The 22,141-nt window shown below is 55.9% G+C and carries 20 protein-coding genes and 1 pseudogene; 10 read left to right on the top strand and 11 right to left on the bottom strand.

All coding sequences use genetic code 11. The annotated features are described in order from the left end of the window. The first annotated feature begins 186 nt into the window (after window positions 1-186). Genes K2184_RS18350 through K2184_RS18360 form a run of 3 tightly spaced genes read left to right on the top strand, consistent with a single transcriptional unit; the run spans window position 187 to window position 2,454 of the window. Entirely contained in the window at window positions 187-870 is a 684-nt protein-coding gene (locus tag K2184_RS18350; protein ID WP_004108614.1) for a nucleoside recognition domain-containing protein, read from the top strand. Beyond that, window positions 863-1,330, top strand: a complete 468-nt coding sequence (locus tag K2184_RS18355) for a YjiG family protein (protein WP_004108612.1) — start codon at window positions 863-865, stop codon at window positions 1,328-1,330. Before K2184_RS18350 ends, K2184_RS18355 begins: the two co-directional genes overlap by 8 nt. Window positions 1,331-1,350: 20 nt before the next feature. After that, on the top strand, window positions 1,351-2,454 hold the full coding sequence (locus tag K2184_RS18360) for a M20 peptidase aminoacylase family protein (RefSeq protein ID WP_004108610.1): 1,104 nt from the start codon (window positions 1,351-1,353) through the stop codon (window positions 2,452-2,454). A gap of 104 nt (window positions 2,455-2,558) precedes the next feature. On the opposite strand, the gene K2184_RS18365 is transcribed toward K2184_RS18360, so the two are convergent. The 4 genes from K2184_RS18365 to K2184_RS18380 form a co-directional block, all read right to left on the bottom strand. Further along, window positions 2,559-2,813: a DUF3343 domain-containing protein gene (locus tag K2184_RS18365; protein WP_004108608.1), complete on the bottom strand. Its 255-nt coding sequence runs from the start codon at window positions 2,811-2,813 to the stop codon at window positions 2,559-2,561. Next, window positions 2,810-3,577: a putative 2-hydroxyacyl-CoA dehydratase activator YjiL gene (gene yjiL / locus K2184_RS18370; protein ID WP_004110300.1), complete on the bottom strand. Its 768-nt coding sequence runs from the start codon at window positions 3,575-3,577 to the stop codon at window positions 2,810-2,812. The genes K2184_RS18365 and yjiL overlap by 4 nt, the downstream gene beginning before the upstream one ends. Before the next feature lie 8 nt (window positions 3,578-3,585). After that, window positions 3,586-4,737 (bottom strand): double-cubane-cluster-containing anaerobic reductase, encoded by a 1,152-nt coding sequence (locus tag K2184_RS18375; protein ID WP_017145057.1) that lies wholly within the window; start codon window positions 4,735-4,737, stop codon window positions 3,586-3,588. Window positions 4,738-4,819: 82 nt separating this feature from the next. Continuing rightward, window positions 4,820-5,059, bottom strand: a complete 240-nt coding sequence (locus K2184_RS18380; RefSeq protein ID WP_004108602.1) for a DUF2164 domain-containing protein — start codon at window positions 5,057-5,059, stop codon at window positions 4,820-4,822. A gap of 372 nt (window positions 5,060-5,431) precedes the next feature. On the opposite strand from K2184_RS18380, the gene K2184_RS18385 reads away from it, so the two are divergent. Together K2184_RS18385 and K2184_RS18390 are read left to right on the top strand one after the other, a co-directional pair. Next, the gene (locus K2184_RS18385; RefSeq protein ID WP_004108600.1) at window positions 5,432-6,643 is read left to right on the top strand and encodes a phosphoadenosine phosphosulfate reductase; all 1,212 of its coding nucleotides are present in this window, start codon (window positions 5,432-5,434) and stop codon (window positions 6,641-6,643) included. Then, window positions 6,643-7,269 carry an IbrB-like domain-containing protein gene (locus K2184_RS18390; RefSeq protein WP_004108598.1) on the top strand — a complete coding sequence of 209 codons (627 nt, stop codon included), beginning with the start codon at window positions 6,643-6,645 and terminating at the stop codon, window positions 7,267-7,269. The genes K2184_RS18385 and K2184_RS18390 overlap by 1 nt, the downstream gene beginning before the upstream one ends. Window positions 7,270-7,278: 9 nt before the next feature. On the opposite strand, the gene mdtM is transcribed toward K2184_RS18390, so the two are convergent. Continuing rightward, a complete protein-coding gene (gene mdtM, locus K2184_RS18395) occupies window positions 7,279-8,523 on the bottom strand; it encodes a multidrug efflux MFS transporter MdtM (RefSeq protein ID WP_004108596.1) in 1,245 nt (414 codons plus the stop codon). A gap of 214 nt (window positions 8,524-8,737) precedes the next feature. Then, on the bottom strand, window positions 8,738-10,027 hold the full coding sequence (locus tag K2184_RS18400; RefSeq protein ID WP_004108595.1) for a DUF445 domain-containing protein: 1,290 nt from the start codon (window positions 10,025-10,027) through the stop codon (window positions 8,738-8,740). A 299-nt stretch (window positions 10,028-10,326) separates the two neighbouring features. On the opposite strand from K2184_RS18400, the gene K2184_RS18405 reads away from it, so the two are divergent. After that, window positions 10,327-10,761 carry an RICIN domain-containing protein gene (locus tag K2184_RS18405; protein WP_049129287.1) on the top strand — a complete coding sequence of 145 codons (435 nt, stop codon included), beginning with the start codon at window positions 10,327-10,329 and terminating at the stop codon, window positions 10,759-10,761. Between the two features lie 89 nt (window positions 10,762-10,850). Here the strand turns inward: K2184_RS18405 and K2184_RS18410 are convergent, their stop codons facing one another. Both K2184_RS18410 and K2184_RS18415 read right to left on the bottom strand, forming a co-directional pair. Then, a complete protein-coding gene (locus K2184_RS18410) occupies window positions 10,851-11,492 on the bottom strand; it encodes a LysE family translocator (RefSeq protein WP_163525716.1) in 642 nt (213 codons plus the stop codon). Between the two features lie 46 nt (window positions 11,493-11,538). Further along, complete coding sequence (locus tag K2184_RS18415; RefSeq protein WP_023320287.1) at window positions 11,539-12,354, bottom strand: AraC family transcriptional regulator; 816 nt, start codon at window positions 12,352-12,354, stop codon at window positions 11,539-11,541. A 207-nt stretch (window positions 12,355-12,561) separates the two neighbouring features. On the opposite strand from K2184_RS18415, the gene K2184_RS18420 reads away from it, so the two are divergent. Further along, entirely contained in the window at window positions 12,562-13,500 is a 939-nt protein-coding gene (locus K2184_RS18420; protein WP_004108583.1) for an Rpn family recombination-promoting nuclease/putative transposase, read from the top strand. 179 nt (window positions 13,501-13,679) lie between these two features. Then, a complete protein-coding gene (locus K2184_RS18425; protein WP_004108581.1) occupies window positions 13,680-15,050 on the top strand; it encodes an NAD-dependent succinate-semialdehyde dehydrogenase in 1,371 nt (456 codons plus the stop codon). A gap of 170 nt (window positions 15,051-15,220) precedes the next feature. On the opposite strand, the gene yjiA is transcribed toward K2184_RS18425, so the two are convergent. From yjiA to btsT, 3 genes are all read right to left on the bottom strand, one after another. Then, window positions 15,221-16,177, bottom strand: coding sequence for a GTPase (gene yjiA / locus K2184_RS18430; RefSeq protein ID WP_004108579.1), 957 nt, complete (start codon window positions 16,175-16,177; stop codon window positions 15,221-15,223). A gap of 11 nt (window positions 16,178-16,188) precedes the next feature. Beyond that, window positions 16,189-16,392, bottom strand: coding sequence for a YbdD/YjiX family protein (locus K2184_RS18435; RefSeq protein ID WP_004108577.1), 204 nt, complete (start codon window positions 16,390-16,392; stop codon window positions 16,189-16,191). 109 nt (window positions 16,393-16,501) lie between these two features. Further along, window positions 16,502-18,652, bottom strand: coding sequence for a pyruvate/proton symporter BtsT (btsT, locus tag K2184_RS18440; protein ID WP_004108575.1), 2,151 nt, complete (start codon window positions 18,650-18,652; stop codon window positions 16,502-16,504). 502 nt (window positions 18,653-19,154) lie between these two features. Between btsT and K2184_RS18445 the strand changes: the two genes are divergently transcribed. Together K2184_RS18445 and K2184_RS18450 are read left to right on the top strand one after the other, a co-directional pair. Then, on the top strand, window positions 19,155-20,837 hold the full coding sequence (locus K2184_RS18445; protein ID WP_049101527.1) for a ShlB/FhaC/HecB family hemolysin secretion/activation protein: 1,683 nt from the start codon (window positions 19,155-19,157) through the stop codon (window positions 20,835-20,837). A gap of 88 nt (window positions 20,838-20,925) precedes the next feature. After that, a pseudogene (locus tag K2184_RS18450) lies at window positions 20,926-21,993 on the top strand (two-partner secretion domain-containing protein); the annotation flags it as partial. Between the last annotated feature and the right edge of the window lie 148 nt (window positions 21,994-22,141).

A 22,141-nucleotide genomic window follows, 5' to 3' on the forward strand; every position in this document is an offset into this window, starting at 1 on the left:
CTTATTCCCGGCTTGCTATTAAGTTTGCAAGGCTCAGGAAGTCGAAGAATAAGAAATCGTGATGGTACTGACTGAGGGAATATGGAAAAGCTTATCAGCCGAAATAATAAATTTGAATAACAATAAATTGACATAATTTCAAATTGCAAACAATCGCACTAACATTTCATTATGTGAGGACAGGGTATGAGTGAAAATAAAACGTTGGAATGTTCCTCCGACGAAACGACAAATGAGTGGAAAGTCGGGCCCGGGGCCTGGATTTCACTGGTCATCGTATTATTAGTTTTCTCCGGGCTGCTGTTTAAAGTGGAGGGGATGGCCTGGCTGGGGGCATTTGACTTTACCACTCTCGGCGGTGCGTTCGGCACCATGAAAACGCCGGAAACCAACACCTTTATCGGCAGCGGCGGCATCAGCGCCAAGGCCGGTTTTCTGTTTGCGCTATCGCTGGTGCCCACGGTGATGCTGGCGCTGGGGCTGCTGGAGATATTTACCCATTACGGCGCGATTCGCGCCGCGCACAAACTGCTGACGCCGCTGCTGCGCCCGCTGCTCGGGATCCCGGGTTATACCGGACTGGCGCTGATTACCGATTTACAGAGTACCGATGCTGGTGCTGCGCTAACCAAAGAGCTGTATGACAGCAAGAAAATAAACCGTAAGGATCTGGTCATTATGGGGGCCTGGCAATATTCCGGCGCCGGTCTGATAAATAACTATTTCTCGATTGGTTCAGCGCTTTTCGCTTCGTTAACCATTCCTATCATTATTCCGCTGCTATTAATGTTTGTGCTGAAATTCGTCGGCGCGGCAATCACCCGTCTGGTACTGAATACTGCTTATAAAGGCGATTTTGAAAATGAATAATTCGGCAAAAGTCTCCAGTAACCCGTTCGATATTTTCGTTATCGGCGCGCGTAAAGGATTTAATATCGCCATCAACAATCTGATGCCGAATGTATTAATGGCTTACGTGATCGCCGAGATGCTGAATTTGCTCGGCGTGATGCAGATAATCGGCCACGTCTGCGCGCCGCTGATGGGCCTGTTCGGCCTGCCGGGCGAAGCGATTACCGTGCTGCTGACCTCCTGGCTTTCCGCCTCGGCGGGAACCGGCGTGGCGGTGAGCCTGTTGAGCAAAGGCACCCTCAACGTGGCGGATATCACGATTCTGATCCCGGCGATTTTCCTTATGGGGTCGCAGCTTCAGTACATGGGGCGCCTGCTCGGCGTGGCGGATGTCCCGAAAAAATATTGGCCGCTGCTGATGGCGGTGAGCATTATCAATGCCGTCATCGCCATGCTGGTCATGCGCGTGATTGCATAATAGAAGGCAAGGAGTCAAACGTGTCGCGAACTTTAGAGCATTTCAATTATCTGCACCAAATTCCTGAACTGGGCTTTGAGGAGTACAAAACGTCGGCATACATCGGCGATGCATTAGAAGCCGCGGGGTTTCAGGTGCAGCGCAACGTCGGCGGTACCACCGGCATTGTTGCGCTGCTGGATAGCGGTAAGCCGGGGCCGGTCGTGGCGCTGCGGGCGGATATGGATGCGCTGGGCCATATGATTGATGGCCGCCTGGAGGCTCGCCATACCTGTGGCCATGACGGGCACTCTTCGGTGGTGTTGACCGCCGCGGAAGAGATCCTCGCCGAGGGGCTGGTAAAACGCGGGAAGCTGAAAATACTCTTTCAGCCTGCCGAAGAGCTGGGTACAGGGGCGATCGCGCTGACGGAAGCGGGCGTGCTGGACGACGTGGAGATGCTGTTCGGCTTCCACCTCAGGCCGCTGGAGGAGTGTCCGAAGGGCAAGGCGGCGCCGGCGATGTACTACTCCGCCTCGGCGACGGTGATGGCCGACTTTCACGGCAAAGCCGCACATGCCGCCCGGCCTCATCTGGGCGTTAACGCGCTGGATGCCGCGTCGCACGCGGTGCAAGCGGTAAACGGCATTCATCTGGCGCCTTCGCTGACCTGGAGCGCAAAAGCGACTCGCTTCCTGTGCGATGCGGGGGTAACCAATTCGGTGCCGGCGAAAGCGCACGTGTGCTGGGATTTGCGCAGCGCGGAAAATGACGGTATGGCGATGCTGAAAGAGCGGGTGGTACGGGCGATAGAGAGTAGCGCGGCCGCTTACGGCGCCACCGTCGATATCCAGATCGTCAAGGAGATGCCTGCCGCGATTATCGATGAACAGGCCACGGCTATCGTCAGCCAGGCGATTCGGGAAACGTTTGGCGAAGCCGGCTTAACGGCAGCGAAGAGTACGCCGGGCAGCGAGGACTTTTTCCACTACCTGCGCCTGCGTCCACAGGTGAAGGGCGGGTTCTGGGGGCTGGGCTGCGACCTGCTGCCGGGGCTGCATCATCCGGAGATGCACTTCGATCGCGCCGCGCTGGCGGATGGCGTGCGGGTGTTTAAATCCTGCATTCGCCAGCTGCTGGGATGAGAGGATAAATCCCGACCTTGCGCTCGTTTCACGCCGGGCGGTACCCGGCATACAAACGGTGATTGCGCTCGCTGTACGCCGCCGGGCGATGATTCACGCCCTGGTTACGCCTGCTGCGGAAACTGAGCCAGCAGCTGATAATCATCCCCGGCCACGCGAAACAGAGCTTCCGTCTGGCCGGGGAGAATCCACCTCTGCTCTTCGCCCGGCTCACAGCTCAGATAGATGCAAAGCCCGCAGCCGCCGCGCAGCTGGCGCGGAATATCCTTCACCCGGAAGGTCATGCCCGCCGCCTGCAGGGCTTTACGCATTCGCACCACCCCCACCGTTGAGTGAAATAAAAACAGATATTCCGTCACCGGCGGCTCCTCTGACGTAAACCGATCAGCGCCGCGCCGATCGCCCCGGCAAACTGTGCGTCGGGATGCGTCTGTACCTCCATACCCACGTGCCCCTCCAGCCTCCGCGCGAAGGCCGCGCAGTGGCTGACGCCGCCGGTAAACAGTAGCGGGCCCTGCGCCGACAGACGGCCGATAAAATTGGCGCTGCGTCGGGCCATGGCGTTGATCACCCCGGCGAGGATCGCCTCCGGCGGCACCCCGGCCGAACGCAGGCTAATGACCTCCGATTCGGCAAATACCGTACACATGCTGGTAATCGCATGGGGCTCAATACCATCGGTGATGCTGTCGAGCTGCTCGACGCTGGCCCCCAGCGTACGCGAAATCACCTCCAGGAAGCGCCCGGTGCCCGCCGCGCATTTATCATTCATCAGGAAATCAGTCAGATTACCCGCCTCGTCCAGCTGGATAACCTTACTGTCCTGGCCGCCGATATCGATGACCGTGCGAGTCTGCGGGGCCAGCAGGCGTGCGCCGAGTCCGTGGCACGAGATCTCGGTGACCTGCTTATCGGCGAAATCCACCAGTTGGCGTCCGTAGCCGGTTAAGGTTAAAAAGGGGGGCTCGCTTAGCCCAGCGCGGAGCGTTTCCCACGCCTCAACGATGGCGTCGGCGGGGCGAAACGGCGTCGGGCAGAGAAAGCGGCGCTGAATCACGCCGTCGTCGAGCAGGATGCCTTTGGTGGCGGTCGATCCGGAATCAATCCCTACGGTAACTGTCACGCGCGCTCCTAAAGCATCTCAATGAAGGCCGCCACGCGGGTGCTGAGCTGACCGATATCCGCCGTCGAATAGTCGGTCTCAATGGCGATGTAGGGGATGTTGTGCTGCTGGCGCACGTGGCGTTTTATCGCCAGCGATTCCACCGCATAGGTATGGCAGGCCTGCAAAATAACATCCACCACGCCGTCTGCCTGATACTCGTCCACCATCTGGCTGAGCAGATCCAGGCGCTGGTCGTTCGGCGAGATGCAGGAGCAGCCGATAGCGAGATACTTATCGGTCAGGGCGTCGTAAACGTCGCCAGTCTCCTCCACGCAGCGCTCGGTGGCTTTCGCGCCGGTGCAGTTTTCAAAACCGACCACCCAGCCGCCGTTGTCTTCAATGGCCTTCACCACTTTTTCCGCCGCCCCGCCGATCGGGCAGCCGGTGATCAGAATACGCGGCCGCGCCTCCAGCCCTTTCCCCTCTTGCCACTGCAGACGCACCCGATCGGCCATGCCGTTGAGTTCATCGATTAGCGCCGCTTTATCGAAGCGAAAGGTCGCACCGTAGACCACTTTTAAAATATCGCTACCGCTGAGCGCGGGCGGATTGAGCTGGCCGACGCGATAAAAGTTCGCCAGCGCCCGCCTTTCGCGGTTCTTGAGGATAATCGCGTCGCGCAGGGAGGCTTCGGTGATCGGCGTACCAAAGCGATCTTCCACCGCCTTTTGCAGGCGCAGGATTTCCGCTTTCCACAGCGCTCGCGAGGCATCATCGCTGGCGCTGTTCGGCAGCTGCATCACATGTACGGCTTTGAATTCAGCCATGTATTCATACATTTTCTTTTTGCCATCGCAGGTGGTTTCGCCCACCACGAGGTCGGAAAAGTAGAAGTAGGGGCATTTGTCGGTCTTGCCAAAACCGTAGCTGCTTTTTATCAGCGGACAGAGGTTGCGCGGCAGATCCTTTTCGGCCTCTTCAATCGTCTCGTCGGAGGTGGAACACAGCGACACCACCACCGCGCCCGCGGCCAACGGGATCTCCTGCGGCATAAAGGTGCAGTAGGTGCCAACCAGCGGAATATTTTGCTCTTTAAGCTCCATGACCGTGAGGAAACCCTGCTGGCGGGCTGAAGAGAAGTGGTCAAAAATGGCGGGTAGATCGGTGATAAGCGACATGGTTTTCCTTCCCCGTACACGGGAGATGATGAAAGAGGTCGCATTATAGCCACATTTTGTATGGGTATTTATTGATCTTCCGCTAATAGACTTTTTTCAGATCCATCTCTTCCTGAATTCGATCGCTCCATGCAAGGTGGGTGGCGATGGCCGCATCAATCCCGGCGTTATAAAACATTGGACCCAGCTCTTTCGCGATAAAGTCGACAAAAAATTCCGCGTCAAATTGCTCCAGTTCCAGTTCAAAATTCTCCTGGCAGTATTTATACAGCTTTTCGCGTAGCAGATCGCGTTGCGGCGGGCTGAGATCTATATCGCTCATAGCGTTCCTTAATCAATATTGTTACGGTTAAACAGGGCTGCTGATTATATCCGATCGCGGGGAGTCAGTTGTGATATGGCGTGATGTTTTTGGCCATAACGAAGGAGGTTGATTAAATCGCTCAGGAGCTAATTGTGACTGAGATCACAGTATTCTCGTTAAAATGAAGACAATAAGAGCGATTCTCATAACTTCATGAATTTAAATGAGATAACATGTTTTTTATGGTGTGAATAACATTTAGTTGCGCTCGCCTTTTTTCAGCATGTGGTATCTGGATGAATAATCTATAGACCTGTTTTCAGGTTATCTGGCTTACGGATTTTTTCTATAAGTATATTCTGACGGCGATTCATTTATCAGGGGTGAAGGATGAAACGCGTAAAACTGGATATGAATGTTTTTGACGCTGCTCTGATGCGCCTGGATTGGGTATTTGATACCTTCGAGCAGGTCTGTTTATCTTTTTCCGGCGGTAAAGATTCAACGGTATTATTTCATCTGGCGGCAGCCGTTGCGCGTAAAAAAGGGAAAAAATTTGCGGTGCTGTTCGTGGACTGGGAGGCGCAGTATTTATTAACCATCCAGCACGTGCAAAATATGAAAGAGCGCTATCAGGATGTAGTGAGCCGCTTCTATTGGGTGGCGCTGCCGATGACGACGGTGAGCGGCGTATCGCAGCATGAGCCTGAATGGGTCGCCTGGCGGGCCGGGGTTGAATGGGTCAGGCAGCCGCCCGAGGATGCCATCACCGATGCCGGTTTTTTTCCTTTTTATCAGCCGGAAATGACCTTTGAAGCGTTTATTCCGGCCTTTTCCCACTGGCTGGCCGCGGGGAGAAGTCTTGCTTCGCTTATCGGCATCCGCACCGACGAGTCGCTGCATCGCTACATGGCGCTTACCTCGCAGACCAAACTGCGCTTTGAGGAAGATAAGCCGTGGACGACCGCCTCGCCGGAGGGATTCAGCTATACCTGCTATCCCCTTTATGACTGGCGGACCCGCGACATCTGGATCTTTAATCATAAATCACGGCTCCCCTACAACCCGCTTTATGACCTGATGCATCGCGCCGGGGTGCCGCTAAAAAATATGCGCGTCTGCGAACCCTTCGGCCCCGAGCAGCGGCGCGGGCTGTGGCTGTATCACATTCTTGAGCCGGAGACCTGGGAGCGGATGTGCCGACGCGTATGCGGCGCGCACAGCGGTGCGATTTATGCCAACGCCAGCGGCGACTACTTTGCGCTGAAGACCAAAATCCGCAAACCGGCGCATTTTAGCTGGCGCGAGTACGCGCTCTTTCTGCTCGACAGCATGCCGGAAAAAACCGCCGAGCATTACCGTAATAAAATCGCTATTTATCTGCACTGGTACCAGACCCGCGGGTTTCCCGACGATATCCCCGATGAGCAGGAAAAAGATCTCGGCTATCGCGATATCCCTTCATGGCGCCGCATCTGTAAGACGCTGCTGAAAAACGATTTCTGGTGCCGGATGCTGTCGTTCAGCCCGACGCAGCCTAAGCACTATGAGCGCTACTGTCGACTGATGAGTAACAAACGTAAAGAGTGGAGGACGCTCTGATGTCACCGGATGTGGCTAAGACAGTGATTGAATATCTCGAGTCGTTTGACGATGTTGACCTGAAAATCAAAGCGATTAACGAGCTGAAGAGCCTGATCCACCAGCACAGCCCGTTCTGCCGCGAGCCGGTGGACTGCGTGCTGTGGGTTGAAGCTAAAACGGTTGAGGCGAATGACTACAATCCTAACGTGATGGCGACGGTGGAAAAAAAGCTTCTGGAACGATCTATCGAACTGGATGGTTTTACCCAACCGGTAGTGGTGGCTCGCCAGCAGCGACGGCACCTGGTGGTGGATGGTTTTCATCGCCACCTGATTGGGAAGAGCCGCCCGGAGCTGAGCCGGCGTCTGCATGGTTATCTTCCGGTGACGCTTATCAATGCCGAGCGCGAGGGGCAGAAAGAGCGTATCGCCGCCACTATTCGCCATAATCGCGCCAGGGGTAAACATCAGATCGCGGCGATGTCCGATATCGTCCGCGATTTACATCGTCAGGGCTGGGACGATCGGCGCATCGGCGAAGAGCTCGGTATGGATGCTGATGAGGTGCTGCGTCTGAAACAGATCAGCGGCCTGACGGAGCTGTTCGCCGACGAGAGCTTCAGCGAAGCCTGGACCGTGGAGTAGCGCCTTTCGCTACTCCTGCTGTGCCAGCATGGCTTCGGGACGCTGGCGTATCCGGCTTAACAGCCCCGCCAGACAGCACGCGGCCGCGATCCCTGCCGTTACCCCCAGCAGATGGAACGGCAGCCTGCCGCCGTTAAACCACAGCCAGCGCGCCGCTTCGATAGAAAGTGCGCTGACGCTGAGGATCACGATATTCAGCGACGCAGAAACGGTGCCCTTTGGCAGATCGTTGGAAAACAGGGTAAAGCGGAACAGCGTCGGGAAGATCAGGCCAATGCCGAAAGCGTAAAAGCAGGTGCCGATCACCGACCACAGCCAGACGTGCGGCCACAGCAGGTTGCCGAGGATCAGGATCGCCAGCCCGGTCATCTGGATGGGCACCGCGCGCCAGATAAAGCGTGGGCGGGTGGGGTCTTTGACCCAGCGCGCTACCGACAGGTTGGCAATAATCACTGCGCTGAAGACCGGTACCTGGGTCCAGGCAAACTCGGCGGTGGTCAGTCCGCCGTCGTCAATCAGGATAACCGGCGAGACCGCAACCCAGCTCATCAGCGGAATATAGCTGAGCGAGAGCGTGGCGGCACCGAACAGGAAAATGCGGTTGCGGAAGACATCGCGAAAATCGCGCAGTACGCCGCTGGCGCTGAAGGGAACGTCGCCGCGCCGTACGGTTTCCGGCATGTTCAGCAGCAGACCCAGCCAGGCAATAAACCCCATCGCCGCAATGATCCCGAACAGCACCTTCCAGTGCACGAAATGCATCAACGCGGCGCCGGAAAGCGGACCAATGATCGGCGCGATCAGCACGATCGAGGTAATAATCGCCATCAGCTTAATGGCTTTTGTCTGGCCGAATGCCTCCTGCACGGTGACGTAGCCGACCGTGGCGATAAAGCAGATGCTGGTGCCCTGAACAAAGCGCGCCGCGAGGAACTGCTCCATTGAGGTGGTGAACAGGGTCGCTACGCAGGCCAGGGTAAAGATCAGCGCGCCGGTGAGCAGCACCGGACGGCGGCCGATACGATCGGAGAGCGGCCCGAGCAGCCACTGTAGCGCCATGCCACCGGCCATATACAGACTGACCGAGGCGGGAGCCAGCGCCACGTCGGCGTCAAAATCGCGCACAACGTGGATAATCCCCGGTTGAATAAGGTCGGTGGTCAGATAGGCGGCAAAGTCATACAGGATCAGCGCCGCCGGAAAGAACAGCGTGGCGGAATGGCGGGCGAAAAAACGGGTCATCCATTGCAACATCGGTGGGCTCCTTGTTGAGTCTCTACGCAACGACGATCGGAAAGGGGCGAATCTATCCTGAGCTTGCGTGTTAAAACAGCGGTACGCGCTTAGCCGGTGCCCGCTGTTTCAGCACTTCACACTGCAATAAATTTAGGATCAACTTAAAAATCCCTGCTTTTTTAGTGGTTAATATATATTTATGGAAGAAATACTTTTAAAACAAAAAGTTGAATTAAATATGTAAATGCAGCAGCGACGGAATTTGTGAAAACAGCCACAGCAGCAGACCGATGGTGCCGCCAACCAGCGTGCCGTTAATACGGATAAACTGCAGATCCTTCCCGATATTCAGTTCGATTTGCCGCGACATATCGCGGGAATCCCAGCTTTTGACCGTATCGCTGATATGGCGCGTCAGGAAGGTGGCAAACTCCGGTGCCACCCGGTGCGCCGCCTGCTCGAGATGTTCGTTCAGCGATTCGCGCAGCGCCTCATCGTGGAGCAGCGTTTCGCCAAACCACTGCCCGGCTTCGGCAATGCGCTGTTTAATGCGTGAATCCTCGCTATTGACGTCGTTTTTGACCCAACCGCGCAGGTCGGCCCACACTTCGCCCAGATAGCGGTTAAACGTCTCATCGTTTTTCAGATACGCTTTGATACTGTCCGCTTTTTCCGCCATCTGCGGATCGGACTTCAGGTTATCGATCAGCTTAAGCGCCGCGCGATCGAAGGCCTGACGGATCTGATGAGCGCGATCCTGACTGACTTCGTCGAGCAGCGTGTTAACCGCATCGGTAACCATTTCAGCGCTGTGCTCGCCCAGCCATTCGGTAGGCAGTAGCCTGGCTTTAAGCGGATGCTCGGTCTCCAGCCAGTGCACGATACCGCGGGCAATAAACGCCCGCGAGCTGTCGCGCTGGAGCAGGGCGATCAGCTGGCTAATCAGCGAATCCAGCAGCTTCTGATGGCGGTTATCGCGCGTCAATCCTTCCAGCATCATGGCGCTGGTTTGGGTTAAATCGACCTTATCAATCGCTTTATGCACCGCCCGACGCAGCAGGCGCTGAATGCGCGCGTCGTCGGTAAGCTCCAGAAAGCCGCTCATCACCTGCAGCAGATGCTGGCCGACCCGACGCGCGTTTTCCGGCTGGCTGAACCAGTTGCCGAGCATCAGCGCCGGTTCGTAGCGGCGGATCAGCGCGACCAGCGAGGGCGTGTCGAGAAATTTTTCTTGCACGAAATAGCCGAGATTGTCGGCAATTCGGTCTTTATTACGCGGGATAATTGCCGTATGTCGCGACACGAACGGCAGCGGAATGCGGCGAAACAGCGCAACCACCGCGAACCAGTCCGCCAGCGCGCCCACCATCGCCGCTTCGGAAATAGCCTTTAGCGCACCGACCCATGGCGTCGGCGGCAGCACGAGGGTAGTGATAAAAATGGCGACTGCAATCAACAGCAGCGAGAGCGCCAGCAGCTTGGCGCGTTTCAGTTCAGCGAGTTTTTCCATAGGTCTAAGCATATAGCCTGACGGCTAATGCGTAAAATCTTCGCTATTTGACTTCCTGGGCATGCGGATTCTTTTTTCACGACGATAGCGATGATGAGGGTTAATTTAATTTTCGTAGCTTAAATTCTATTTTTAAATATTTAAAGTTAAATGCATTCACAATATATATGTTATATAAGGTTTTTCTTAAATTAATTATTAATAAGTGACCATCATCACATTATGGTTAAGGATAAATAAGGCATTGTTTATTTCAAGGAGAACGGTAATCACTTTCTCTTACTACTAATCTTTTATAAAAGGAGTTGAGCATGATTGGTATATTTAAATATGCAGCAAAAAAAGACATGGTATTAGGTATTAGCGATCAGCAAACCGGGGCTCGGGCCGTTATATTACCGATGTCCTCACCGCTAAATAAAATTCTGTGGACGGTTGATGACAGGACCGGCGAGATCGCTCTGGCCGCCAGCGAGGAGCTGCTGCTGGGTATCCACGGGGATCAAATGGGTTCAGGCGCAGCGATTGAACTCCAGGCGCGGGGGAGTAAAGCGACACAGCGGTGGGATTTAGTCAGCTCACGTCGCTTTATTAAAAGCAAACAAAACCCGAGCTTTGTTATTGACAGCGTCAACCGCGGCACGCACCAGGGGAATCCGATTATACTTTACGAATTTAATGGTTCGGAAGCGCAGCAGTGGGTATTTGTGCCGATGGATATGTTAACGGCAAATAGCCCGGAATAAATATTGCTTAAAAGAGAAATAGAATCGAGCCTCGCTTATTCTGGTACAGAGAATAACGAGGCTATGTCCTTATTGTGGCGTCGACAATATTAATTAAAAATAAATTGCCAGACAATCCAGCCGCCAAAAGCCATCAGTATGGCGCCGGCCGTGCGCTCGACTCGCCAGACGACGGCGGAAAGGCGGCGCTGCACCGACGGTAGCGCAATCAGCGTAACCAGCAACAGATCCCATATCAACACCACGCTGGTCATCCATGCCCCGCTGACGGCCTGCTGCACCAGCGTGACGTTCGGTCCCAACAGGGAGGTCATCAGCGCGAGGTAGAACAGGGCGTTTTTCGGATTGAGCAGCGAAGAACCCAGCCCGAGAAAAAGCTGTTTCACCAGCGACGGGCGCGAAACCGGGGCGCCATCCAGCGCCAGCGTGGTAGGACGGCTTCTTATCAGCAGACTGCCAATCCACAGTAAATACGCCGCGCCCAGCAGCTCAATCACCGTAAACAGCAGCGGCGCGTGGCGCAGGATCCCCCAGCCGATTACCGCCAGAATAATATACAGACCGTTTCCGGCGGCAATGCCGATACACAGGCCGACGCTGCCGCGCAGGCGATAGCGGATGGCGTAGCCCACCAGCAGAAAAAAATCCGGCCCGGGGCTCAGCAGGGCGACAAAATGAGAAAGCGCCAGCGCGGGGAAGGCGGAGGGAAAGAGCGTAGCGAGTATGTCCATAGCAACCTCAGTAGTAACCTGAGGTCACCCTACGCCAGCGTGAACGCTAATTATTGTCTGTTATTGATCGGGACTGCGCATACTGGCGCGGCGTGGCGGCGGTATAGCTGACAAAGGTTTTATGAAAGTGACTCTGATCGGCAAACCCGGCCTGGTAGCCCACATCGGCAATATTATCCCCTGCGCGCAGGCGCGTTTTAGCGAATTCAATACGCGCGATATTGATAAAACTGGCGGGCGTCAGGCCGGTCTCCTGCTTGAAGGTGCGGATCAGCGTCTCTTTACGTAGAGCAAACTCGTCGGCGAGGCTATCCAGCGTCGGCGGCGCCTGCAGATCGGTTGCCAGGCGGCTGAAAAGACGGGCGCTGGTCTCGCTTAGCGCCTGAGGCGCATGCGGGCGCAGCGGTAGAGTATGAACCAGACGAGCGACGCTTGCAGGGAGCTGCATGGTCTGCTGCTGCCTCATCTGCTCCACGATCTGCAGATAATGCGCAAAGAGCCCGGCATCGCGAATGACGGGCGATGATGTGATCAACCTTGCCTGATGCACACCGTCTGTCAGCTGTTGCCAGCACCAGCTTAGCTCGAGATAGAGCATATGGTAGCTGCGCGGCTGGCCGTCGCGCGGATTACAGCTGTGGGGTGCCTGCGCGGGGATAATAATCAGGTCGCCAGGGCGCAGCAGATACTCCTGCCCGCTGCAGATACAGCGCGTTTCCCCCTCGATAATCGCCCCAATGGAGAGCTGCGGATGACGATGCCGTTTATAGGCCTGGCGGCTAAGCCATGTGCTGCGCAGCTCCAGCCAGGGAAGCTGTTCGTCACGCCAGAAAGTTTGCTGAATGTCGCGCGTATGGCTCACGGCTGGCTCCTGAGCTGAAGGGAATAGCTGTTTATAACATGCCATCAGCCGGTGGGAAAACTGCGAGTCGCGTTGGACAAAAATGTTTTGCTTGCAGCCGAAGAAAAATAGCTTTCGTCGCGGCTCGTAAAGACCAACAGCAGGGCGTGTGGTGAGAAACAGGGCGCAGTAGAGTGGCGGCAGGATTTCTTACGCAGGCGGATAGCCATGGAAAAGGGTACTACGTCCACGCCGCACGATGCGGTATTCAAACAGTTTCTACGTCATGCTGACACCGCGCGGGACTTCCTTGATATCCATCTGCCGCCAGCGCTACGAAAAATGTGCGACCTGGATACGTTAACGCTTGCGTCCGGTAGCTTTATTGAAGAGAACCTGCGGGCATACTACTCCGATGTTCTGTGGGCGCTGAAAACTGCCGCGGGAGAAGGCTATATCTATGTGGTCATCGAACATCAAAGCTCCCCGGATGCGTTTATGGCCTTCAGACTCATGCGTTATGCTATTGCCGCGATGCAGCGCCATCTGGATAACGGGCATAAAACGCTGCCGCTGGTGATCCCGATACTGTTTTATCATGGCGTCGCCACGCCATACCCCTGGTCGTTATCCTGGCTCGACATGTTCGCCGACCCAGCCCTGGCAAAACAGCTTTATACCGGACCATTTCCGCTGGTGGATATTACCGTCGTACCTGATGACGAAATTGTGCAGCATCGAAGAGTCGCCCTGCTGGAGCTGATGCAAAAACATATTCGTCAGCGCGATCTGCTGGGTATTGTGGAGCATCTGACGGCCATTTTGCTTAATGGATACGCTAATGACAGGCAGCTGAAAACGCTGTTTAATTATCTGATTCACTCGGGCAAAGCGCTTCGGTTAGGTAAGTTCATCCGCGAAGTGGCCCAGCGGGTACCGCAGCACAAGGAGAAGCTAATGACTATCGCCGAAAGGTTACGTGAAGTAGGGCGCAGGCAGGGGAAGCGGGAAGGCCTTGAGAAAGGTCGTCTGGAGGGGGTTGAAGAGGGGCAGCGCGCCGAAGCGCTGCGTATCGCCCAAACGATGCTCGCCGAAGGTATGGCGTTGGAGACGGTGCTAAGAATTACCGGTTTGCCGGAGGCGGCGCTTGCGGTCAGGCATCATTAGGCCCCTGATGCGCCGGGGGGCAGCTGGAGCCGTTTAGCCCTCCAGGCGTTCACCATTTCATTCCTGGAAAATTCCGTATCTACCTGATCCGGAGCGCATCCTCAGCTATCTCGACTACCCTTAATAACCTGTGCGGTATTTATGACTGCGTTAACAGCGATAACAAGGAGACATGCGATATGGCTTATCAGACGGTGAATCCTGCCAATAATCAGCTTATCAAAGCGTATCCGGCACACAGCGATGCTGACGTGGAAGCGGCGCTGCAAAAGGCGGATGCGCTTTATCATTCGCAGTGGGCCAAGGGAAATATTGACCAACGGCTACCGATCCTGCACAAGCTGGCGGACCTGATCGACAGCCGGGTTGAAGAGCTGGCCAAAATCGCCAGCCAGGAGATGGGTAAGCTTATCGAGCAAAGCCGCGGTGAGGTCAAACTGTGCGCGCAAATTGCCCGCTACTACGCCGATAACGCAAAACAGTTTCTGGCGCCGGTAAAATATCCGTCAGAACTGGGTGAAGCCTGGGTCGAACACCATCCCATCGGCGTACTGATGGCGGTAGAGCCGTGGAACTTCCCTTATTATCAGCTGATGCGCGTGCTGGCGCCGAACCTGGCGGCAGGGAACCCGGTGATCGCCAAACATGCCAGCATCGTCCCGCACTGTGCGGAAACCTTCGCTCAGCTGGTTCGTGAGGCCGGCGCGCCAGAGGGCGCATGGACTAACCTGTTCATTTCTCAGGATCAGGTAGCGAAGATCATCGCCGACGATCGCGTACAGGGTGCGGCCCTGACCGGCTCGGAAAAAGCCGGTGGCGTGGTAGCGGCGCAGGCGGCTAAACACATTAAGAAAGCGACGCTTGAACTAGGCGGCAACGATGTATTTGTCGTTCTCGACGATGCCGATCTGGAGAAAGCGGTGAAGACCGGCGTGCAGGCGCGGCTCAATAATGCCGGGCAGGTGTGCACCGCGGCGAAACGTTTTATCCTGCATGAAAAAATTGCCGACGCTTTCCTCAGCCAGTTTACGCAAGCCTTCCGCGAGGTGAAAATTGGCGATCCGCTGGACGAAAGTACCACGCTGGGCCCGCTCTCCTCAAAAGACGCGCTGGAAACGTTGACCAAACAGGTGGACGAGGCGGTGAAAAATGGCGCGAAACTGCATCTGGGCGGCAAACCTGCGCAGCGAGAAGGCAGCTTTTTCGAGCCCACCATACTGACCGGCATTACCCGCGATAATCCGGCTTATTTTGAAGAGTTCTTCGGTCCGGTCGCGCAAATCTACGTGGTGAAAGATGACGATGAGGCGGTGAAACTGGCCAACGATTCGCATTACGGCCTCGGCGGAGCCGTGTTCAGCCAGGATATCGACAGGGCGAAACGCATGGCTTCGCGGATTGAAACCGGGATGGTCTATATCAACTGGTTAACCGATACCGCGCCGGAGCTGCCGTTTGGCGGCGTTAAGCGCTCCGGGTTCGGCCGCGAGCTTTCCGATCTTGGGATTAAAGAGTTTGTGAATCAGAAGCTGGTGGTGGTTCGCCGCTAAGCAACCGAGCGCGCAGATGCTCTGACTCCCCCACCGGACTAATGGCCCTCCCGGAAGACATCGATTGGCGAGGGTTTCTTCCTCAGGAAGAGGGAGGGGAAGGGTAATTTTGCGCCTCCTTCGCTCATCCTGACCCTCTCCCCCAAGGGGAGAGGGAACCGTCCATGCGGCTATTTGCGCAAGCTGGCAAACGCCGCGCGAATTTCTTTTTCCGGTAGATTGATGCCGATAAAGACGAGGGTACTGTGAGGCCGCTCATCGCCCCATGGTCGGTCCCAGTCGGCGCTGTAGAGGCGCTGAACGCCCTGAAACAGCAGGCGATTCGGTTCGCCGTCGATCCACAGCATCCCTTTATAGCGCATCAGCTGTTCGGCAAAAGTGAGCAGCAGATTTTCCATCACCCTGGAGACTTCGCTGATATCTACCGGATAATCCAGCTCCACTACGATTGACGATACGTCGTTCTGCTTGTCGGCCATAAAGTGGAAGCGCGGTTTGCTGCTAACCACGTTCTCCTCCAGCATAAAACCGCTGGTGTTAAACAGCAGATTCAGGTCGATATCGCCGTGGATGACGCGGTAAATGGGCGCGCGGACGTTGATGCGCGTCAGCCGCTCGCGGAGCTTGTCGCTGTCGCCCGCCACGTCGGTTTTGGTGAGCAGGATACGATCGGCGTACCCCACCTGCGACTGGGCAATGGTGAACTGGTTCATCTGCTGGTCAGCATGTGCCGCATCAACCAGCGCAATCACCCCATCCAGCAGGTAACGTTCGCACAGTACATCATGAGAGAAGAAGGTCTGAATAATCGGGCCGGGATCGGCCATGCCGGTACACTCAATCACCAGTCGGTCAAAATCAATTTCTCCGCGATCGCGGCTGTCGAGAAGATCGAGCAGAGCGTCTTCCAGTTCGTTGGAGCGGGTACAGCAGATACAGCCGTTGGTCAGGGTTTTAATCTGCGTCGCGCGGTCGCCGATAAGCTGGTCATCGACGGCGACTTCGCCAAATTCGTTTTCGATAACGGCAATTTTAAAGCCGTGCCGTTCGTTCAGGATATGGCGCAGTAGAGTGGTTTTACCGGCGCCAAGAAAACCGGTTAATAGGGTAACTGCAATCGGTGCCATATTTGCCTCCATTAGCAGCAGCGCACGCCGCCTTTGCCGTCGCCGCCGTAGCGGGCCTGCTGGCGTTCGCGAAAGAATTCATCATAGGTCATGTACGGCTGGTCCGGATGATTGGTCTGCATATGCTCGACGTAATTATCGTAATCCGGAATGCCAATCAGCATTTTCGCTGCCTGACCGAGATATTTTTTTGCCTGACCTAAGTTACCAAACATTATGCTTTCCAGAGAACGAATAAAGCCGGATGGCGGCTAGCGCCTTATCCGGCCTACAAACATTCGCTTGTGTAGGCCGGGTAAGCGTAGCGCCATCCGGCATTAGGGGTTAGTGATGTGAAGAGGTCTTCACGCCGCCTTCCGGTACCGGTACGTACGGTGTCTCTTTGTCGGTACGCACTTTATTGTTGCGTACGTTGAGCCAGGTTTTGATGCCGTAGAAAATGATGCTGTAGACCACGACAAGGAACAGAATGCTCAGACCGGCGTTGGTGTAGTTATTCACCACGATATGGTTCATGTTGGCAATCTGCTGTGCGGTCAGTTCGCCGCCGGAAGCGATCTTCTCTTTGTACTGCTGAGCCATGAAGAAGAAGCCTTCCATCTGCGGGTTGGTGCTGAACAGTTTCAGGCCCAACGCCCAGGTGGTGCACAGCAGCAGCCATGCAGCCGGGATCACGGTGACCCAGATATATTTGGTGCGCTGCATTTTGACCAGCACCACGGTACCGAGCACCAGCGCCACGGCGGCCAGCATCTGGTTAGAGATGCCGAACAGCGGCCACAGGCTCTTCACGCCGCCCAGCGGGTCGACCACGCCCTGATACAGCAGGTAGCCCCACAGACCAACGCAGCCCGCAGTACCGATAATGCCTGCTACCAGCGAGTCGGTTTTCTTGAGGAACGGTACAAAGTTGCCCAGCAGGTCCTGCAGCATAAAGCGGCCTGCGCGGGTACCGGCATCCAGTGCGGTGAGGATAAACAGCGCTTCGAACAGAATACCGAAGTGGTACCAGAAGCCCATATCCGCCATCGGGATGATTTTGTGGAACACGTGAGCGATACCCACGGCCAGCGTCGGCGCGCCGCCTGCGCGGTTCAGGACCGACGGTTCGCCGATATCTTTCGCGGTTTGCAGGATTTGTTCAGGAGAGATCACGAAGCCCCAGGAGCTGACGGTCGCTGCCGCGTGAGCGGTGACATCCCTCAGTTGGGCGGCAATCAGCGCGGCGTTTTCACCGCCCATTTCGTGCAGGTTCGGCATGGTGATGCCCAGACCCGCCGGCGGAGTGTTCATCGCGAAGTAGAGACCCGGTTCGATAATTGATGCCGCCACCAGCGCCATCACCGCCACGAAGGACTCCATCAGCATCGCGCCGTAGCCGATAAAACGGGCGTCGGTTTCGTTAGCCAGCAGCTTCGGCGTGGTGCCGGAAGCGATCAGGGCGTGGAAGCCGGAGACCGCGCCGCAGGCAATAGTGATAAACAGGAACGGGAACAGCGCGCCTTTCCACAGCGGACCGGTACCGTCAATGTACTGGGTCACCGCCGGCATTTTCAGGTCAGGGTTAAGGATCACGATACCCAGCGCCAGGCCAACGATTACGCCGATTTTCAGGAAGGTCGCCAGGTAGTCGCGCGGCGCCAGAATCAACCATACCGGCAGCAGAGCCGAGATAAACGCGTAGCCAATCAGGGTAAAGGTAATCGTGGTGTCTTTAAAGGTCAGCGCCGGGCCCCAGTAAGGGTCGTGGGCAATCACGCCGCCGAAGTAAATAGACGCCACCAGCAGAACGATGCCGATAACCGACACTTCGCCTACCCGACCCGGGCGCAGGAAGCGCATGTAGATCCCCATAAACAGGGCAATTGGCACGGTCGAGCAGACGGTGAACACGCCCCATGGGCTTTCCGCCAGCGCTTTAACCACGATTAACGCCAGCACCGCGAGGATGATGATCATTATCAGGAAGCAGCCGAACAGCGCGATGGAGCCCGGTACTGGACCCATCTCCTGCTTGATCATCTCACCCAGCGAGGCGCCGTTACGACGCGAGGAGATAAACAGCACCATAAAGTCCTGTACCGCTCCTGCCAGCACGACGCCCGCCAGCAGCCACAGGGTACCCGGCAGGTAGCCCATCTGCGCGGCGAGCACCGGGCCCACCAGCGGACCGGCGCCGGCAATCGCGGCAAAGTGGTGGCCAAACAGCACGTAGCGGTTGGTCGGAACGTAGTTCAGGCCATCGTTATTAATTACCGCCGGCGTCGAACGCGTAGGATCGAGCTTCATCACCTTTTGCGCAATGTACAGGCTGTAATAACGGTAGGCGACGAGATAGACGGAAACCGACGCCACCACGATCCACAGCGCACTGACGTGCTCACCGCGGCGCAGAGCGACGACCGAGAGGCAAAATGCCCCGATGATTCCAAGAATCACCCAGGGTATGTGCTTGAATAACTTTTTAGTATCCATAGTAAAACCTGGCGTTAATGAGATGAATAATGGGCCGAAGCCGTTTAGTTTTGAGTCAGGGTTGGTGGAGGTATTGATTAGCTATGCTGGAGACGATCTTGCCAGAACTTTGCGCGCGTAAAGTTGGGTAAATCTGTGAGTGGTTATATTTGGGGTTAAGCGGTCACTTGCCGGGGTAAGCGGTTGGGAGGGAAGTTAACAGGGAATAATTATGTGATTGAGATCACAGGGAGTTGTGGTGTGGCACGAGTCATACCAGCGGCAGATTATATCAATTCAAATTCATTATTCTCATTTCATAATGACTTCACATTTTACCTTTATTGCTGAAATATATTCAGCAGTCCAATAAAAATAGCCCCTCATTGATGAATTCGTCGTTAAGTTATTATTACGATGATTGCCTTATGAATATGAGTTGATATTTATGCACGTTTGAATGTATTTAATCGCCATTAAAGAGTGTTTGTCATCGACATGGATAGCCCTGGCTTAAAAAATAATGAATAAACGGAGTTTAATTCATAAGGCTTTTATTATCTCTGCGCTGCCAGTGTGGGGGTACGCCGCGCCTGCGGATACCGTACGTGAGCAGCAGTTCATCAACCAGCAGCAGCGCCAGCAAGCCCTGGAAAGTCAGCTCGCGCCGCCGTCACCGGATATTCATTTATCCGCGGAAGGAGTAAATATCGATGATGGGCTATTTCCCGTTGAACAACCTTGCTTTGCTATTTCTCGGGTTATTTTGCAGGGCGCCGAAGCCTTACCGCATTGGCTTCCGCTCCAGCGCCAGACAAATAAAGTGAATGGGCGTTGTCTGGGAGGAAAGGGAATAAATCTACTGATGGCCCAATTGCAGAATATATTAATCGACCGCGGTTATATCACCAGCCGGATCCTTGCTCCGCAGCAGGACTTAAAAAGCGGTGTTTTACGCCTGGTGGTGATGCCGGGTTATATCCGTGAAGCCAGGCTTACGGCGCAGAGCGATGATTATCTGTGGCTGGCGAGCGCATTTCCGGCGACTGACGGGAAACTGTTGGATTTGCGCGATATTGAACAGGGGCTGGAAAATCTGCAGCGCCTGCCGACGGTTCAGGCCAGCATGGAAATTGTTCCGGGCGAGACGCCGGGGCAAAGCGATATTGTCATTAACCGCCAACAGGAGCGCTTCTGGCGCATCGACGCCTCGCTCGATGATTCCGGCTCTAATGCCACCGGCCGTTACCAGGGGAACCTGACGCTGTCACTGGATAACCCACTATCCTTAAGCGATCTTTTTTACCTTTCCGGTTCACATAACCTCGATGGCAACGGCGGTAAATCCTCAAAGAACCTGACCGGCCACTATTCGGTCCCGCTGGGCTACTGGCAGTTCGTATTAACCGCCAGCCAGTACGATTACGTGCAAACCGTGGCGGGGGCTAACGGCGATTACCAGTACAGCGGTAAAAGCAAGAACGTTGATTTCCAGCTTAGCCGCGTACTGCACCGTAGCGGTAGTCAGAAGACCACTCTTAGCGCCGATGTGTTAGCCCGCGAGCAGCGTAACTTCATTAACGACACCGAGATTGCCGTCCAGCGGCGGCAAACGGCGGCCTGGAAGCTTGGTCTGCAGCATCGCCATTACCTTGGCAACGCCACTCTCGATAGCGGAGTGAGCTACCAGCGCGGTACCCGCTGGTTCGGCGCTCAACCTGCGCCAGAAGAGCAGTGGGGGGAAGCAACCGCCCTCAGCAAGATCCTGCAATTTAATGCTCAGCTCAATTTGCCTTTTGCCTTGGGCGGGCAACGTTTTCGCTTTACCAGTCGCTATCAGCGGCAGATGAGCAGCACGCCGCTGACTTCGCCGGATATGTTTTCCATCGGCAGCCGCTGGACGGTTCGCGGCTTTGACGGCGAGCGCACCCTGACCGCCAGCCACGGCTGGTACGTCCGTAACGATATCGCCTGGTCGACCCCGTTGCCGGGGCAGGAGTTTTATCTGGGAGCAGATTACGGCGAAGTCGGCGGCGCTGGCAGTGAAACGCTGGTGGGCAAACACCTCGCCGGAGGCGTGGCAGGGTTGCGCGGCCAGTACCTACGCGCCAGCTACGACCTGTTCGCCGGTATCCCTTTAGACAAACCCGATGATTTTAAAACCGAGCCAGCAACTTTTGGTTTCAGCGTCAGCTGGAGCTACTGACTTTTACTCACGCGCCGTCCGGCGGCGCGTGCTGCGCACAGGGATGATTTTCCGCGCCGCGGTGAACAACGGATGACGAGTAACGGCAATGAATAAACGCTTTTATCGAATCGTATTTAATAAGGCTCGCGGGATGCTGATAGTGGTGGCGGAAACGACCCGCTCTCATCGGGCTGGCGTGTCGCCGCAATCTGGCGCCGACGCGCGAACCGGGTCGACGCTGACGTCCATCCTGGCGCCGCTGGCCTTTGGGTTTCTGCTCGCGTTTTCCTGTCTCACCCCGGCTAAGGCAGCGATTGTCGCCGATAACCATGCGCCCGGCGGCCAGCAACCGCAGATCGCCAATAGCGCCAATGGCACTCCGCAGGTCAATATTCAGACACCGAGTGGCGCAGGCGTTTCGCGCAACGTCTACAGCCAGTTTGACGTCGATGGGCGCGGCGTGGTGCTGAATAACAGCCACGCCAGCACTTCAACCCAACTGGCCGGGATGGTCGCCGGTAACCCGAATCTGGCGAAAGGGGAAGCCAGAGTGATCCTCAACGAGGTGAATACCCGTGATCCGAGCCGGCTGAATGGCTATATCGAGGTTGCCGGGCAGAAAGCGCAGGTGGTGATAGCTAACCCTGGCGGAATTAGCTGCGACGGCTGCGGGTTTATCAATGCCAACCGCGCGACGCTGACGACAGGTCAGGTGCAGTACAGCAACGGGCAGATTAGCGGTTACGATGTCAATCGCGGCGAAATTATCGTACAGGGAGGCGGGCTTGATGCGAGCTCGGTAGACAGCACCGACCTGCTCGCCCGCGCGGTGAAAATCAACGCCGGGGTTTGGGCGCAGGAGCTAAAGGTTACTGCAGGGCGTAATCAGATCGATGCGGCGCACAGTCTGACGACGGCAAAATCATCCGACGGCAGTGCGGCGCCAGCGGTGGCGATAGACGTCAGCGCGCTAGGTGGGATGTACGCCCATAAAATTCGTCTTGTCGGTACCGAGCGAGGCGTAGGCGTTCACAATGCCGGCAATATCGGCGCGGCGGCGGGGGACGTAGCAATCAGCGCTGATGGCGCGCTCAGCAACAGCAGCGTGATTCAGTCCGCACAGAATCTGCAACTGTCCGTTAAGGGCGATCTTCACAATCAGGGCCAGTTGTACGCCGGAAAAGATAGCCTGGTGACGGCCAGCGCGACGCTAACCAATGACGGCATTATCGCCGCGCAAGGTGATACGCGGATTGCCGCCAGCACTTTGCGTAGCGCGCAAAATAGCACGCTCGCAGCCGGATTAAATAGCGATGGTTCTT

The organism is Klebsiella sp. K5-306 (genome assembly GCF_051835185.1).
GTDB classification, from domain to species: domain Bacteria; phylum Pseudomonadota; class Gammaproteobacteria; order Enterobacterales; family Enterobacteriaceae; genus Klebsiella; species Klebsiella oxytoca.